The sequence below is a fragment of the Pantoea sp. SM3 genome, assembly GCF_000963995.1.
In the GTDB taxonomy this organism is placed as follows: domain Bacteria; phylum Pseudomonadota; class Gammaproteobacteria; order Enterobacterales; family Enterobacteriaceae; genus Pantoea; species Pantoea rwandensis_B.
This window is the reverse complement of sequence record NZ_JZRD01000024.1, coordinates 77,075-93,362: the sequence shown is the minus strand read 5'-3', so window position 1 is coordinate 93,362 and position 16,288 is coordinate 77,075. Positions and strand designations below refer to the sequence as shown.

Sequence of the window (16,288 nt, the reverse complement as noted above, 5' to 3'; positions counted from 1 at the left end):
GGAGACACCATGAATATTACGCATGCCTATGCCGCACAGGACGCGAAATCCAAGCTCGCCCCGTTCGACTATAAGCCGCGCGAGCTTCGCGCTCATGATGTGCAGATTGAAGTGTTGTACTGTGGCGTTTGCCACTCTGACCTACACCAGGCGCGCAACGAATGGAAAAACACCATTTTCCCGGTGGTGCCAGGCCATGAAATCGTTGGTCGCGTCACTGCCGTAGGCGCACACACCCACAAATACAAAGTGGGCGACCTGGTCGGTGTCGGTTGTTTAGTTGATTCCTGCCGCAGCTGTCCAAGCTGCCAGAGAGGATTGGAGCAATATTGCGAAAACGGCTTTGTGGGCACCTATAACGGTGAAGACCGTGAAACCGGCGCCATCACTTACGGCGGGTACTCCACAGCGATGGTAGTGGATGAAAACTATGTGCTGCGCGTGCCGGAAAATCTCGATCTGGCCGGCGTGGCGCCGCTGCTGTGTGCGGGTATCACCACCTATTCCCCGTTGCGTCACTGGAACGTTGGCCCAGGTAAGAAAGTGGGCATCGTTGGTTTGGGTGGCCTCGGTCATATGGGCGTGAAAATCGCGCATGCGATGGGCGCGCATGTGGTGTTGTTCACCACTTCACCTTCGAAAATTGAAGACGGTAAGCGCCTTGGTGCTGACGAAGTCGTCATTTCGAAAGATGCCGATCAAATGGCGCAGCATGCCAACAGCTTTGATTTCATCTTAAATACCGTTGCGGCTCAACACGATCTCAACCCGTTCATCACCCTGTTGAAGCTGGATGGCAATATGACGTTGGTGGGCGCGCCAGAGCACGATCACCCGGCCCCACAGGTGTTTAACCTGATCTTCAAACGTCGCAGCATCGCCGGTTCACTGATCGGTGGTATTGCTGAGACCCAGGAGATGCTGGATTTCTGTGGCAAGCACGGTATCACTTCCGATATCGAACTGATCGCCATGAACCAGATTAACGAAGCCTATGAACGTATGCTGAAAAGCGACGTGAAATACCGCTTCGTGATTGATATCAACACCCTGCGAGAAGAGTCAGCGGCTTAATTAGCGCGAGTCTTCATCATGGCTGACGCCCGCCGCGCGCGTGGCGTCAGCCTGTTGCCAGGAAGCCTCCACCAGATAATAAATCTGCGAATCCTTTAGGGATCCATCCAGCCACAGCGTGCTCCAGTGCGACTTATTGAGATGCTCGCTCGGGAATACGTCACTGTGCTCTTCGCGCAATAAATCAGCCAGCGCAGGCGAGGTTTTCAACGATAGCGCCGGACGCCCTTTCACCTCATGCACCATGGCAAACAGTACGCCTTCGCTTTTTACCTGTGTGGCATCCCATTCATTTTTATAGCTCTGCTCCGCACCCGATTTGCTCATGCAGTAGGTGAGGAGATCCGAAATGTTCATGCGGTATTCTCCTTGGTAGAGGCCGATTTGAGGCCCGATGACGCCTGCCATCGGCTTCATTACAGACGTCATGACACCGTTTAAGTGTGCAGCAAGTCAGCCAAAGGTAAAGGCGGTGGCACCAGATAACGCACATAAAAAAACCGCCAGCCCGGAGGCATGGCGGTTTTCTCGTGCTGCGAAGTGTGTTACATCACGGCAGCAAAGGCCTCGGCCACCTGATTGACGTTGCGGCTGTTGAGGCCAGCCACACACATACGGCCGCTGGCGATCAGATATACGCCGAACTCATCACGCAGGCGATCAACCTGCTGCGCGCTTAAACCGGTGTAACTGAACATGCCGCGCTGCTTCAGCAGGTAATCGAAGTTTTTGCCCGGCAACTTGGTGCTCAATACGTTGACCAGCGTCTGGCGCATTTCGATGATGCGCAGGCGCATGGCTTCCACCTCGGCCAGCCAGTTGTTCAGCAGCGCCTCATCGTTCAGTACGCAAGAAACCACCTGCGCGCCAAAGTTTGGCGGGCTGGAGTAGTTGCGACGGACGGTCGCTTTCAGTTGACCCAACACGCGTGCAGACTCTTCTGCGTTCTCGCACACGATGGAGAGGCCACCAACACGCTCGCCATACAACGAGAAAATTTTCGAGAATGAGTTGCTGACCAGAGCCGGCAAGCCCGCAGCAGCAATCGCGCGAATCGCATAAGCATCCTGCTCCATGCCCGCACCAAAGCCCTGATAAGCGATATCGAGGAACGGAATCAGTTCCTGCGCTTTCAATACTTCGGTGGTTTCATCCCACTGCGCGTTCGTCAGATCCGCGCCAGTTGGGTTGTGGCAGCATGGGTGCAACAGCACGATAGATTGCTTCGGCAGCGTTTTCAGCTTGGCAATAAACGCATCAAACTTCACGCCGTTGGTGTCTTCGTCGTACCACGGATAAGTCTGTGCGTCGAAACCAGCACCGTTGAAAATCGCGATGTGGTTCTCCCAGGTCGGATCGCTCACCCAGACATTTGAGTGCGGGAAGTAACGCTTGAGGAAATCCGCCCCGACTTTCAGTGCACCGGAGCCACCCAGCGTCTGGATGGAAGCAATGCGGCCGGCCTTCAGCATCGGGTGTTCTTTGCCAAACAGCAGCGGTGCAATCGCATTACGGTATGGGCCCAGGCCTTCCATCGGCAGGTAAAGCGACGCCTGATGCGGCTGCGCCTGCAGGCGTTCTTCTGCCGCAGCCACGGCTTGCAACTGAGGAATGATACCCGCCTCGTTGTAATAGAGGCCAATGCTCAGATTCACTTTATTGTCACGTGGGTCCTGTTTGAAGGTTTCCATCAGCGACAGAATTGGATCGCCAGCATAAGCATCAACGTTTTGAAACACGGTGCAGATCTCCATGATTGGTCATAAATAGTCGGTAAAGAGGCGTCATCAAACCATGTAGCGGCCGGGACGATGATTCATAGCGATGATGAGATTAAGGATCACCGCGCCCGCGATAGAGGCCAAAAGTATCGGCAGCGACACCACGAACAGGGATGCGAGTACCACGCAGGTATCCACCGCCATTTGCAGTTTGCCGGCACGCAGACCGATACGGTCCTGCAGCCAGAGCGCCAAAATGTTGATACCGCCGAGGCTGGCTTTGTGACGAAACAACACTATAAACCCAATCCCCATCACCACGTTACCGAACAATGTCGCATAAAACGGATTTAGCGCAGAAAAATGGATGAACATCGGATGCAAGTGCGTGAACAGTGAAACCAGCCCCACTGCGCAGAACGTTTTAACCGTGAATTCCCAGCCCATGCGGCGCACTGCCAGCCAGTAAAACGGCAGGTTAATCAGGAAAAATGCGGTACCAAAAGAGAGGTGCGTCAGATAGCTGATTAAAAACGCGATACCTGCAGTGCTGCCAGTCAGCGCGCCCGCCTGTTTCAGCATCATCACGCCAAAGGAAACCATTAAGGTGCCGAGCACTATCGCCAGCGCATCTTCAATACGTGAATGAGGAATTTTAGTGGGTTGAACAACGTTATCCATGGAGTCATCTCAGTGCAATTGATGCGGTTCAAATGCAAAAAACGCACCACATAGGCGGCGTTAAGTCGCCACCTATGGGGTGCCAGCGATTATCCAATTGATATCTAAGGCGCTTTTATTGCAGGTTTTTGTGCATCAACCCAAACTTTAACCGTTGATTCATGCACAAATCTGTTTTCTGGCGCGCGTTATTTGCATTTACTGTGCGTTAATTGCACCAGATTAGCACATCATGCACTTTTTTGGCGCGTTTTGTGCTCGGGGATAATCATCAAGCCGTTCTCTTTTAAACGGCTCAACACCACGGAGGTTTTCACATGGGCCACACTCTGATGGCCAGCCACCAGCTGACTGATCAACGCACTCAGCGAGGCTAAATCAGCCACGGCCACTTTCAGCAGATAATCAGCATCACCGGTGGTTTTGAAGGCATCAACAATCGCTTCCTCCTCTGCCACCATGCGATGGAAACTCTCTTCATAATCTGGCGTGTGATTCTTTAAACGCACTTCAATCAAGCCCACCATGCCAAGACCCACCGCGTCCGGCGAGAGCCGTGCGTGATAGCCGAGGATGAGGTTTGCCTGTTCAAGATTGATGCGGCGGCGTGAACATTGAGACGCCGAAAGACCGACTAAATCACTGAGTTCCTGATTGGTAAGGCGGCCGTTAGATTGTAATAGTGTCAATATCTTAAGGTCGTAATCATCTACCTGAGTCATTCTGCTTCCACAGCGTTATAGGGTGCGCTTTGGTACAGATAACCTGATTAAAGCCGGGGTTGTCCAACACTATTTTCTGATGACGTGAAATGCATGCACAAATCGTGCATGCATCCAGCGGGAAAGGATTATTCGTCGTCGTAGGACGGGCCTGCGTAGTTATCAAAGCGCGACCACTGGCCATTGAAGGTCAATCGTACTGTACCGATTGGGCCGTTACGCTGCTTACCGAGGATGATCTCGGCGATGCCTTTAAGATCACTGTTTTCGTGATACACCTCATCTCGATAGATGAACATGATCAAGTCAGCATCCTGCTCGATCGATCCCGATTCACGCAGATCCGAGTTCACCGGACGTTTATCGGCGCGTTGCTCCAGTGAGCGGTTAAGCTGCGACAGCGCCACTACCGGCACATTGAGCTCTTTCGCCAGCGCTTTGAGCGAGCGCGAGATCTCCGCGATCTCCAGCGTACGGTTATCCGACAGCGCCGGCACGCGCATTAACTGGAGATAGTCGATCATGATCAGGCTTAAGCCGCCATTCTCACGAAACACGCGGCGCGCGCGCGAACGCACTTCCGTTGGCGTCAGGCCAGAAGAATCATCGATGAACATGTTCTTCTTCTCCAGCAAGATGCCCATGGTGGCAGAGATGCGCGCCCAATCTTCATCTTCCAGCTGGCCGGTACGAATGCGCGTTTGGTCAACGCGTGATAATGACGCCAGCATACGCATCATTAGCTGCTCGCTGGGCATCTCCAGACTGAATATCAGCACCGGTTTGTCTTGCAGCATCGCGGCGTTTTCACACAGGTTCATGGCGAAGGTGGTTTTACCCATCGACGGACGCGCCGCCACGATGATCAAATCTGAACCCTGCAAACCGGCGGTCTTTTTGTTCAGATCCTGATAGCCCGTATCCACTCCGGTGACACCATCGTGCGGGGTCGACACCAGCGCTTCAATACGCGAGACCGTGGCTTCCAGAATTTGCTCGATGTTCTGCGGGCCTTCCGCCTTATTGGCGCGCTGTTCAGCAATCTTGAAGACGTTGGATTCTGCGAAATCGAGCAAATCTTCACTGCTGCGCCCCTGCGGATCGTAACCGGCATCAGCAATTTGATTCGCCACCGAGATCATTTGACGCACAACGGCACGTTCACGCACGATATCCGCATAAGCGCCGATGTTCGCCGCACTTGGCGTGTTTTTCGCCAGCTCTGCCAGATAAGCAAAGCCACCGGCCATCTCCAGCTCGCCCAGTGTTTCCAGCGATTCAGACAGCGTAATGAGGTCAATCGGCTGGCCCATTTCCAGCAGACGCTGCATCTCAGAGAAGATCATGCGGTGCGAACGGTTGAAGAAATCATCCGCCACCACGCGCTCGGAGACGTTATCCCAGCGTTCGTTATCCAGCATCAACCCACCGAGCACCGACTGCTCCGCTTCAATAGAGTGCGGCGGCATTTTCACGCCTTCCAGCTGACGATCGCGGGGTTCGTTGGATTTGTTGGTGGGTTTATTTCCTGCCATAGTGAATGCATTACCGATCGTGAAAGGGACGCGCAAGTATACCGTCCCAGGATGAACAATCACAGGAGTCAGAATGGCAAAGCGTATTCAGTTCAACCAACACGGTGGCCCGGAGGTACTTCAATGGGTCGATTTTGAGCTGGCCGATCCCGCTGAACATGAGGTTCAGGTCGAAAACAAGGCGATTGGCATCAACTATATCGACACCTATGTGCGCAGCGGGCTCTATCCGGTGGCGGCTTTCCCGTCCGGGCTGGGCACAGAAGCCGCTGGCGTGGTGAAACGCGTTGGCTCAGGCGTGACGCGCTTTAAGCCCGGCGATCGCGTGGTCTATTGTCAGGCCGCGCTGGGTGCCTATAGCGAAATGCATAACGTGGCGGAAGAGCGTCTGGTGATCCTGCCGGAGAGCATCAGCTTTGAACAAGGTGCAGCCTCGTTTTTGAAAGGCTTAACCGTGCAGTATTTGCTGCGTCAGACCTACAAAGTGAAAGCCGATGAAATCTTCCTGTTCCATGCCGCAGCGGGCGGCGTGGGACTGATTGCCTGTCAGTGGGCTAAAGCGCTGGGCGCACATCTGATTGGTACCGTGGGCTCGGCCGAAAAAGCGCAGATTGCAAAAAATGCTGGCGCCTGGGCAACCATTAACTATCGCGAAGAGAATATTGCACAGCGCGTCAGTGAATTGACTGACGGTGAAAAGGTCGCGGTGGTGTATGACTCGGTGGGGAAAGATACCTGGGAACCGTCTCTCGATAGCCTGCGTCGTCATGGCTTAATGGTGAGTTTTGGTAATGCCTCGGGCCCCGTCACCGGCGTCGATCTTGGGATTCTGAACAAGAAAGGTTCGCTGTTTGTCACACGCCCATCGCTGTTTGGTTACATTACCAATCGTCAGGAACTGGATAACGCCAGCAACGAGTTGTTCTCGTTAATCGCCAGTCGTGCGATTCAGTTGAAGGTGCCAGAAGAGCAGAAGTTTGCCTTGAGCGATGCGGTGCGCGCGCATCAGGTTCTTGAGAGCCGCGCCACGCAAGGTTCCAGCTTGCTGATTCCCTAAAAAGTTAAGGGCTTCCCGAAGGAAGCCCTTTTTTCTTTCTTTTTATAGTTCGCGCTGGTGTAGGGTCAGCGGCGATGAATTCGTTTTGAATTACTTTACGCATCCTGACAGAAAACATAAGTAAAAAATATGTTTAATTGCAGATTCGTACTAAGCAATTACCGACTCTGTGATCGCTCCCGCATTTAACGCCAACCACGCCGCTCTAACTTACTGATTTTTCTTTTCAGTCTGTTCAATTTCACTTCACCGCTCGGTGTCGTAAAGGCGCGATAAAGCCACACGGCTACCACCGCCAACACCAGCCACGGTAACAATTTGATAACAAGCGCGAATAACCCGCCGAGGAACATCACAACGGTGGCAACAACCAATGCAGCGATAACGCCCAGCAGTGAAACGCCAGTCAGCAACAGCATCAGAAAAAAGCCGATAACAAATAAAATTTCCACGAAGGCTCTCCTGTGTAAGTAACACAGAGTGCTTTACAAGATACGTGCCAATATAGTTAAACAGTTAATACACTGAAAAATAGGAGGTTATATTCAGAGGGGTATTTCAGCAGTGATGAAATTCACTAATTATTGGCGCATTTTAAACCGTATTAACGGCAGCGATGCTCCTCTGAAGGGGCAGATAAGGCCCGCCAGAAAAGCAAAGCTTCCGCGCCAGAGATAAATACGCTGAGCGCGTTTTTCAGCCATGCGCAGCATCGGGCCGTTTCACAAAAATAGGGCGAATGTTCGCGCGGCAGATTGGCATTTTCCTTTACGTTCGGACTGCCCTTTTATGACCGGGCACACCGGCCCACCGCGACTCACCTACAATCAGGCTTCCTGTGGAATCTTATCCGCGACCAGCGACAGTGCCGCTTCCAGCACTCGTACATCGGCACCCGGCTTATGGGCATTCTCACTTAAATGACGACGCCACTGTCGCGCGCCAGGAATGCCCTGGAACAGGCCCAGCATATGGCGTGTAACGTGTCCCAGATAGGTGCCTTTGCTCAGCTCCGCTTCGATATACGGGTACATCGCACGAACCACTGCGACCGGATCGACAGACGGCGTATCACGACCAAACAGTTCACGATCGACCTGTGCCAGAATGCCGGGATTTTGATACGCTTCGCGCCCCATCATCACGCCATCCATATGCTGCAAATGCACTTTCGCCTCTTCCAGCGTCTTGATGCCGCCGTTAATCGCCATGGTCAGCGCCGGAAAATCACGCTTCAGCTGATAGACACGCGGATAATCCAGCGGCGGAATCTCACGGTTCTCTTTCGGGCTTAAACCAGAAAGCCATGCCTTACGCGCATGGATAATAAAGGTATCGCAGTTGCCCTTATTGGCCACCGTACCAATGAAATCACACAGAAATGCGTAGCTGTCCTGCTCATCAATTCCGATACGGGTTTTCACCGTCACCGGAATACTGACCACATCGCGCATCGCTTTAATGCAATCTGCGACCAGCGCGGCGTCAGCCATCAGACAGGCACCAAAGCGCCCATTCTGCACGCGATCGGATGGGCAACCGACGTTAAGGTTAATCTCGTCGTAACCGCGCGCTTCCGCCAGCTTCGCACATTGCGCCAGGGCTGCCGGATCGCTGCCGCCCAACTGCAGCGCCAGCGGATGCTCCTCTTCGCTGTAAGCCAGATAATCGCCTTTGCCGTGAATGATGGCGCCCGTGGTCACCATTTCGGTATACAGCAGCGTATCGCCGCTCAGCTTACGGTGAAAATAACGGCAGTGGCGATCGGTCCAGTCCAGCATCGGAGCGATAGAAAAACGTTGCGAAGAGAAAGTATCGGTCATGAAACGCAGTAAATCCGGAGTTAGGTGAGTGACGAGAAACTGCGCAATGATACCACAGCAATAACGGGCGACACAGCCGCCCGTTATTTCACTCACACCGTCGGGGCTGTTGAGGTTGATGAGGCCGGCAGAGAGGGCTCGCCCACTTTCACCGGCGCGGTTTCCCGTGTGTTGAAGGCGACCCAGGTTGAAATGACGCCCAGTAACGAGAACATCACCGCCGGTCCGATCCAGCCGACCATGCCATACACGCCTGTTGCGATGAACGGTAACAGCCCCGCCACCACGGAAGCGCCGTTGTAGCCCAATGAAATCCCCGAGGAACGGACGTTGGCCGGAAACTGTTCGGAGAACCAACTCGACTCTACGGCAAATATCGGGTCATGGCTGAAGAGCAGGGACAGGGCGACAGCGACAATCACCATCATCACTGCACCGGTATTGATCAGCATAAACATGGGGATGCCAAACAGAATGGTGAAGATGGCGCCAATGAGGAATATTGGGCGACGTCCCACCTTATCACTTAGCGCGCCATACAGCAGATGGCTGCCGAGCCCCAGCGCTGAACCAATCAGCGTGCCCCATAACACATGGCGCGTATCTGTGATTTCCGCCAGCACCACATAGGACAACATAAAACTGGTGGTGATGTAGTAGCCACCCGTCTCCGCCAGGCGTAGCCCCATAATTTTGACGATGGTACGCCAGTCGCGACGAATGACCTCCAGCGCGGGTTGTTGCACAATCTGCTTATCTGCTTTGGCTTTCTCGAATTCCGGCGATTCCGCGACCTGCATTCGAATAAAGATGCCGATGGCCACCATCACAAAAGAGATCAGGAACGGCATGCGCCACACCCAATCACCTTCAAACAGTGCCGCAGAGAGCAGGAAAGAGCCATTCGCCAGCAGCAGGCCGAGCGGGATCCCGAGCTGCGGCACCGCGCCATAGAAACCGCGCTTTTTCACGGGCGCATGCTCAAATGCCATTAACACCGCGCCGCCCCACTCGGCGCCGAATCCGATCCCCTGGATCATGCGTAATAAGATCAACAAGATCGGTGCCAGCACGCCAGCCTGCTCATAGGTTGGCAACGCACCGATCAGTACGGTGGCACCGCCCATTGCCAGTAATGACCAGAACAGCACGGTTTTTCGGCCATAGCGATCGCCGAAATGGCCGGCGAGGTAACCGCCAAACGGACGCATCAGGAAGCCGACCGCTAAGGTGGCGAATGCCGCCAGAATGCCGACGATGGGCTCTTGCGTGTGGAAAAAAATCTTACCGAACCAGGCTGCAGCGGCGGTGCCATAGATAAAGAAATCATAGCTCTCCACCGCTGAGCCAATCATTGAGGCGAAAGAGACTTTCGCCGCATTGTCGCGGGTGTTTGCAGGTACAGAAGTCGTGTTCATGTGTTACCCCGGTATTATCGTATTTTTCGGGCAGCAGTGGTGGAGCGGTTAATTTGCAGGTTTGCTCCAGGTCTCAATCACTCTGCTGTCATCACGTTGCCCCAATCCGGCTTCTGCTGCCGCCAGATAACGAGCATGAGCGACCTGTAACAGCGGAACCTCAGCGTGGCAGGCGGTCGCCGCCTCTGCCACTAACCCGCTATCTTTGACAAAGATGTTGATGGCGCTGGAGACCGAGACATCAGTCCCCTCCAGCATGCGCGGACCACGATCTGACAGCATCCACGATCCCGCCGCGCCGCGCTCGACCAGTTTCAATACCTGAGCGGGTGATAACCCCAGCGACTGTGCCAGACTCAGCGCCTCCGCGGCTGCCACAATATGCACCGAGCAAAGGTGCTGATTGATCACTTTGATCCCCTGCCCCTCGCCAACCTCATCACCCACGATCGACACCGATCCCATGGATTTGAGTACTGGCTCAACAAAGGCAATGGCGGCAGGTGCGCCGGAAGCAAAAATCACTAACTCACCGGTGCTGGCGCGGGCGGTTCCGCCCGTGACCGGTGCATCCACGACCTGCGCACCGGCAGCAATCAGTGAAGAAGCCGCCTCACGCACCGCCTGCGGCCCAACAGTGGACATGATGACCCAGTGCTGACCAGCCACCTGCGGCAGCGCTTCCGCCACCAGCGCCTGCAGCTGCTGTGGTGTGGCGACCATCACCACGACCACATCCGCTTCAGGTGCTTCTGCAATGCGACTAACCGCCTCAATCCCCTGCGCCTGAGCACGCTGACGCGACGCTTCAAACACATCCACCCCAATTACCGCATGCTCTGCACGCTGAATCTGGCAAGCCATAGGAACGCCAATTGCCCCGGTGCCGACAAATATCACCTTCATGCTGTTCTCCTTTCGCGCTGTTATGCCAGCCAGACGCGAATCGCGCTGACCATCGCTTCTGTGGAAATGCCGTAGCGGTCGTGCAAAGTGGGCAGCGCGCCCGCATCCAGGAACTGATCTGGCAAGCCGATTTGACGAAACACGGGCATGACCTGCGCATGCATTAACGTGGTCGCCACCGCCTCACCTAAACCGCCAACCACGCTATGGTTCTCAACCACTACCACTAAACGCCCGGCACGCCGGCACTGGGTGATAATGGTTTCAGTGTCCAGAGGCTTAATGGTCGGCACGTGCAATACCGCAACATCGACGTTATCGGCTGCCAGCGCTTTTGCTGTCTCCAGTGCGCGCATTGTCATAATCCCACTGGAAATCAGCAGCACATCACGGCCATCACGCAGCAATTTGGCTTTGCCCAGTTCGAATTGATAATCGTATTCGTTCAGCACCAGCGGCACCTTACCGCGCAACAGACGCATATAAACCGGCCCCTGATGATCGGCTATTGCGGCAACGGCTTGTTCCGTGTCCAGCGCATCACAAGGATCAACAATGGTCATGCCCGGAATACCCCGCATCAGCGCGATATCTTCAGTGGCCTGATGGCTTGGGCCGTAGCCGGTGGTTAACCCCGGCAGCGCAGCGCAGATTTTCACATTCAGATGCTCTTCCGCGATCACCTGATGGATAAAGTCGTAGGCACGACGCGTGGCAAACACCGCATAGGTGGTAGCAAATGGCGACATGCCCTCCTTCGCCATGCCACCGGCTGCGCCCATTAACAGCTGCTCCGCCATGCCCATCTGGAAATGACGTTCTGGATAGGCCTGGGCGAAGATATGCAAATCGGTGTATTTTGACAGGTCGGCAGTCAACCCAACGATTGACGGCCGGGTCGCAGCGGCTTTGACCAGTGCATGACCAAAGGGCGCAGCAACCGTGGCTTGTCCTTCTGCGGCAATGGAGGCAATCATCGCCGACGTTGTCAGGCGTGGCTTTTTCTCTGTGGTGATGCTGCTCATTGCGTGGCCTCCTGAGCCTGATCGAGGATGGCGATGGCCTGTTGCCACTCGTCAGCATCCACACGAATAAAATGATTCTTTTCACGCGCTTCCAGGAATGGCACGCCTTTACCCATTAGCGTGTCCAGCAGAATGACGCGCGGCTTGGGTTCGTTTAACGCGCGTGCCCGATCAAATGCCTGCTTCACAGCAGCAATGTCATTGCCATCCACACGCTGTACATGCCAGCCAAACGCCTGCCACTTATCTGCCAGCGGTTCAAACCCCATGACCTTGCCAGAGGGGCCATCTGCCTGCTGCTGGTTGATATCCACCATGACGATCAAATTACTCAGTTGATGATGTGCCGCTCCCATCGCCGCTTCCCAGGTTGCCCCTTCATCCAGTTCGCCATCAGACATCGAGTTGTAAACAAAAGCCGGATTGCCTTTATGACGCAATGCCAATGCCATACCGACACCAATCGTCAGCCCCTGTCCGAGCGATCCACCTGAAATTTCCATGCCTGGCGTGTAGGTAGCCATGCCCGACATCGGTAAGCGACTATCATCAGATCCATACGTTTCCAACTCCTCCACAGGAATCACGCCCGCTTCAATCAACGCCGCATAAAGTGCAATCGCATAGTGGCCGTGGGACAGCAGGAAACGATCGCGGCCTTCCCATTCAGGTTCATCCGCGCGGTAATTCATCGCATGGCACCATGCCACAGCCAGCATATCAGCCAGTCCCAGAGCCTGGCCGATATAGCCTTGCCCCTGTACTTCGCCCATTTGCAACGCGTAGCGACGAATACGATAAGCGTGCTGTGACAGCCGCTGTGTAAGGCTCAATTCCGGTTCTGCAAGAGTCGTCATATCTGTTCCTGAAAGAAGAGAAAATCAGCAGAGCTGGCAAGCAGAAGAGCGATCTGTCATGGTGAAAGCTGCAGCGGATTCACGTGCCATTTTCACCTGCTTGCCGTTTAGCAGCAGATTACTCAGCCTTGACCTCTGCCGACAAAAGCAAAATATGCATCAACTGTTGAATGGGATTCACAAATGACATTATTAAAAAAAGCCCCACTTTCGCTGTTGCGCGCGTTTGAAGCCGCAGGCCGTACAGGAGCATTTACCACCGCAGCGCAAGAGTTAGATTTGTCGCCTAGCGCCATTAGTCATGCGATTCGTAAGCTGGAGGAGACGCTCGACACGCGCCTGTTTCAGCGCAGTACGCGCGAAATCATGCTAACCAAAGAAGGGGCAATCTTGCTGGAACACATCCAGCGGGGATTTGATGAGATGCAGCGTGGGCTTTCGCTCGTCACCGCTGATGAATCGCGACCACTGCGTCTGCACACCGCGCCAAGCTTTGCCCATCAGTGGCTATTACCCCGTCTCGGAAGCTTTATTGCCGCGCATCCACATATTGATCTGCGTCTTTCAGCCAGCACCGAATATGCGCGCTTTGAGCAGGATGACTATGATTTAGATATTGTTTATGGCGAGCCACGTCCTTCGCCTTACGAGAAAATCCCGCTGGCCGTGGAGGAGTTAACACCGCTTTGCTCACCAGAGATTGCCGCACGCATTCGCTGTCCGGAGGACCTCTATCACCAATCGTTGATTCAGTGCGATGTGCAACTCTACCAATGGAAGGGCTGGTTTGAAGCCAATCACCTGACGCCCCCGCGCCATTATGGTTTGCGCTTTGACCGCAGTTTTATGGCGATTGCCGCTGCCGTTGATGGTCTGGGGGTGGTGCTGGAATCCAAATTATTAGCAGAACGAGAGCTTGCCAGTGGGCGCTTAGTTTGTCCGCTGATTGAGACCACCCAGGAGATTCACTATATCGGCCATTACCTGGTGTTCCCACGGCATCAGCATCGCCACTTCGCGCTAGATAGCTTTAAAGATTGGCTACTTTCCCAGTTGAATCTGGCACAGCTTCGCTGATTGATAACGATCACAAATTCCGCGCCTAATAATGAAACAGGCCGCCAATGGCGACCTGTTTTTGTGAGCATGTTCACGCCATTTCAGGGTGAATGTTAGCGTGATGTGAAATGACGCAATTAGAAGTTAAATCCGAGCTGCAGCATGCCGCCCCAGGTATTATCGTCACCCACTGAACCAGCAAGATCCAGATGCACCGTGTTGTTAAACGGTGAAACGCCCAGACCTGCGGTAAACACATTGGCATCATTTGATTTCATATCCGCACGATAACCCGCGCGCAAAGCTAACCAATCCAGCACGCGATACTCGGCACCCACTCCCGCATATTGGCTGCTTTCTTCCGATTTGAAACGCTTGGTTTGCGTCAAATCAACATCGCCAGCCAGGGTGAACGCGCCGTAGTTCCAGGCCAGACCTGACGTGACCAGCGGACGGATTTGATAGGTATCGCGGTAGCCTTCCACTGTTTTGGTGTCAATGTCGCGTGAGATCAGGTTCTGCCCTGTCACACCCAACGTCCAATGCTCACCAAAGTCGGTCGCGATGCCTGCATCAATGTTGAAGCCGGTATCGGAACTGCGGTATTGGCTGTTATTGATATCACTTTTATCAAAGTTATAAATACTGGCGGTGTAGTTATACAGCCAGGTTTTTTGCAGCTTTGGTGTCACGCCCACAGAAACCGGATGGCCAGCGACATCAAATTCATGTGCAACGGAGACGCCATAATCGGTGACTAACGCCGCAAGGCCATTGCCGCTCGAACGCAGGTTATCCTGATCGCCAGGAACGGGGATCACCGTGCCGTTAGCCACACCGCGCAGATAGGTAATATCGCTATCCACAACGTTAGCCCGCACGCTGGCTGTACCGTACGCTTTGGTAATGAAGGCAAAAGGCAGCGTCTCATTCGGGACCGTAACAGCAAAAGCGACTCCCGCAGTACCGTGTGCTTTATCACCCTTTAAGTCATCCAGCTGATTAGCCATATCGCCAGCAGCGGCCTTTAATTCCGGATAACCTCTCAAATAGTCGGCAAACGTCAGGTTGTCGATCACCTCTTTATAGCGATCAACACTGTCCGTAATGTCATCAACTTTGTTAATTAATTTGTCTTTGTCGGTAACCTGTACACCGGCTGAAGGGAATATGACGCTGACGTTATCTTCAGGTTTGGCTTTGGTCATCAATGCCGGGTTAGCCAGCACCGCTGAACTCCAGGTTGACGAAGCGACGCCGGTGCCACCCATGGCATCGTTACGCGCGTCGTACCAGGTACCTGCTGCCAGAGCTGAAGAAGAAAGAAATACTGCATTCAAACCAACAAGATAAGCTACTTTTTTGTGCCTGAATAATGTCTTCACCATGAGCCTGCCATCACCTTTGAAATGTCACTGAATAACTCAGAAACGAAACAGTTTAGTTAGCCGCTATTCTGAACCCTGGCTAACGCATCATTGCTGTGAATTAAAAGGAAATAGCACTGCTGTTCGCAGAATTGGATACAACCACACCATTCTGCTGTTTAGTTATGCAGAAAAATGAACAAAGCCTAAATTGATGCCAGATATTACTTAAGGCCTTTTGAACCTTAGACGCTAACCCGGTGAGTTGCAAAGCAAAAATAGCGTGATAATTACGCTATATGACTGATCTGTTGGAGGGTCTGAAATGAGCAGTTTTATCAGCACAACAGGAAGGTTAAGTTAATTTATTGATTAACGAGATTTTTCCTGGACTTTAACCGGGTAAAAAGCAATCACAGCAGGGTAAAAGTTTGTGTGATAAAATAACATCGCCTGCAATCTGGAGAACACTTATGTCAAACCTCACGCCCGCCCAACTGCTTACTCAGGCAGAATCCCTTTGCCTTGAACGCGGCGTGCGCCTGACCACTCAACGCGCTGAAGTGCTGCGTTTAATGGCTGAGCAGAATGGTTCGATCAGTGCTTACGATCTGCTGGATCAACTTCGCATCAGCGAGCCACAGGCTAAACCTCCGACCATTTACCGCGCGCTGGATTTTCTGTTGGAGCAGGGTTTTATTCATCGTGTTGAATCGAATAACAGCTACGTGGTTTGCCATCATTTCGACGAGCCTGCGCATACTTCGGTGATGCTGGTGTGTGATGGTTGTGCGGCAGTCAGTGAAAAACACGCACACGGCGTAGAAAAGATTATTTCGGGATTGGCCGATCAGGCCGGATTCTCACTGCGCCACACAGTTATTGAAGCCCATGGTTTGTGCGAGAACTGCGCAGAAGTCGCAGCGTGCAATCATCACGATAGCTGCGATCACGATCATGAGATTGATACGAAAAAGAGAGTGAGAAAAGGGTGAGTGGCACTTCCTTGTGCCTTGCCGACGGGTGATCGGCGGGGTAGGAGC

General features: G+C 53.5%; 16 protein-coding genes. 4 read left to right on the top strand and 12 right to left on the bottom strand.

The genetic code is table 11. The annotated features are described in order from the left end of the window. The first annotated feature begins 9 nt into the window (after nt 1–9). Complete coding sequence (locus tag VI01_RS15125; RefSeq protein WP_038643626.1) at nt 10–1,074, top strand: NAD(P)-dependent alcohol dehydrogenase; 1,065 nt, start codon at nt 10–12, stop codon at nt 1,072–1,074. Here the strand turns inward: VI01_RS15125 and VI01_RS15120 are convergent, their stop codons facing one another. The 5 genes from VI01_RS15120 to dnaB all read right to left on the bottom strand — a co-directional run bounded on the left by VI01_RS15120 (nt 1,075) and on the right by dnaB (nt 5,733). Further along, nucleotides 1,075–1,431: an MmcQ/YjbR family DNA-binding protein gene (locus tag VI01_RS15120; RefSeq protein ID WP_045815792.1), complete on the bottom strand. Its 357-nt coding sequence runs from the start codon at nt 1,429–1,431 to the stop codon at nt 1,075–1,077. Between the two features lie 188 nt (nt 1,432–1,619). Next, nucleotides 1,620–2,813 carry an amino acid aminotransferase gene (locus tag VI01_RS15115; protein WP_156149367.1) on the bottom strand — a complete coding sequence of 398 codons (1,194 nt, stop codon included), beginning with the start codon at nt 2,811–2,813 and terminating at the stop codon, nt 1,620–1,622. Nucleotides 2,814–2,861: 48 nt separating this feature from the next. Beyond that, complete coding sequence (locus tag VI01_RS15110; protein WP_038643629.1) at nt 2,862–3,476, bottom strand: YitT family protein; 615 nt, start codon at nt 3,474–3,476, stop codon at nt 2,862–2,864. Nucleotides 3,477–3,706: 230 nt separating this feature from the next. Next, nucleotides 3,707–4,198, bottom strand: a complete 492-nt coding sequence (locus VI01_RS15105) for an Lrp/AsnC family transcriptional regulator (RefSeq protein WP_045815790.1) — start codon at nt 4,196–4,198, stop codon at nt 3,707–3,709. Nucleotides 4,199–4,326: 128 nt separating this feature from the next. Continuing rightward, nucleotides 4,327–5,733, bottom strand: coding sequence for a replicative DNA helicase (gene dnaB / locus VI01_RS15100; protein ID WP_034826934.1), 1,407 nt, complete (start codon nt 5,731–5,733; stop codon nt 4,327–4,329). Nucleotides 5,734–5,806: 73 nt separating this feature from the next. On the opposite strand from dnaB, the gene VI01_RS15095 reads away from it, so the two are divergent. After that, the gene (locus VI01_RS15095) at nt 5,807–6,790 is read left to right on the top strand and encodes a quinone oxidoreductase (RefSeq protein ID WP_038643631.1); all 984 of its coding nucleotides are present in this window, start codon (nt 5,807–5,809) and stop codon (nt 6,788–6,790) included. Nucleotides 6,791–6,975: 185 nt separating this feature from the next. On the opposite strand, the gene pspG is transcribed toward VI01_RS15095, so the two are convergent. From pspG to VI01_RS15065, 6 genes are all read right to left on the bottom strand, one after another. Then, entirely contained in the window at nt 6,976–7,242 is a 267-nt protein-coding gene (gene pspG / locus VI01_RS15090; RefSeq protein ID WP_034826939.1) for an envelope stress response protein PspG, read from the bottom strand. Between the two features lie 375 nt (nt 7,243–7,617). Further along, nucleotides 7,618–8,613, bottom strand: coding sequence for a tRNA dihydrouridine(20/20a) synthase DusA (dusA, locus tag VI01_RS15085; RefSeq protein WP_045815789.1), 996 nt, complete (start codon nt 8,611–8,613; stop codon nt 7,618–7,620). 92 nt (nt 8,614–8,705) lie between these two features. Continuing rightward, the gene (locus VI01_RS15080; protein WP_034826943.1) at nt 8,706–10,031 is read right to left on the bottom strand and encodes an MFS transporter; all 1,326 of its coding nucleotides are present in this window, start codon (nt 10,029–10,031) and stop codon (nt 8,706–8,708) included. A 48-nt stretch (nt 10,032–10,079) separates the two neighbouring features. After that, nucleotides 10,080–10,937: an NAD(P)-dependent oxidoreductase gene (locus VI01_RS15075; RefSeq protein WP_045815788.1), complete on the bottom strand. Its 858-nt coding sequence runs from the start codon at nt 10,935–10,937 to the stop codon at nt 10,080–10,082. Nucleotides 10,938–10,957: 20 nt separating this feature from the next. Further along, on the bottom strand, nt 10,958–11,962 hold the full coding sequence (locus VI01_RS15070) for a transketolase family protein (protein WP_045815787.1): 1,005 nt from the start codon (nt 11,960–11,962) through the stop codon (nt 10,958–10,960). Beyond that, nucleotides 11,959–12,819 carry a transketolase gene (locus tag VI01_RS15065; protein ID WP_045815786.1) on the bottom strand — a complete coding sequence of 287 codons (861 nt, stop codon included), beginning with the start codon at nt 12,817–12,819 and terminating at the stop codon, nt 11,959–11,961. The genes VI01_RS15070 and VI01_RS15065 overlap by 4 nt, the downstream gene beginning before the upstream one ends. 183 nt (nt 12,820–13,002) lie before the next feature. Between VI01_RS15065 and VI01_RS15060 the strand changes: the two genes are divergently transcribed. After that, nucleotides 13,003–13,896: a LysR substrate-binding domain-containing protein gene (locus VI01_RS15060; protein ID WP_038643637.1), complete on the top strand. Its 894-nt coding sequence runs from the start codon at nt 13,003–13,005 to the stop codon at nt 13,894–13,896. 119 nt (nt 13,897–14,015) lie between these two features. On the opposite strand, the gene traF is transcribed toward VI01_RS15060, so the two are convergent. Then, nucleotides 14,016–15,266, bottom strand: coding sequence for a conjugal transfer protein TraF (gene traF / locus VI01_RS15055; RefSeq protein ID WP_045815785.1), 1,251 nt, complete (start codon nt 15,264–15,266; stop codon nt 14,016–14,018). A gap of 452 nt (nt 15,267–15,718) precedes the next feature. Between traF and zur the strand changes: the two genes are divergently transcribed. Continuing rightward, entirely contained in the window at nt 15,719–16,240 is a 522-nt protein-coding gene (gene zur, locus VI01_RS15050; protein WP_045815784.1) for a zinc uptake transcriptional repressor Zur, read from the top strand. The last annotated feature ends 48 nt before the right edge of the window (nt 16,241–16,288 follow it).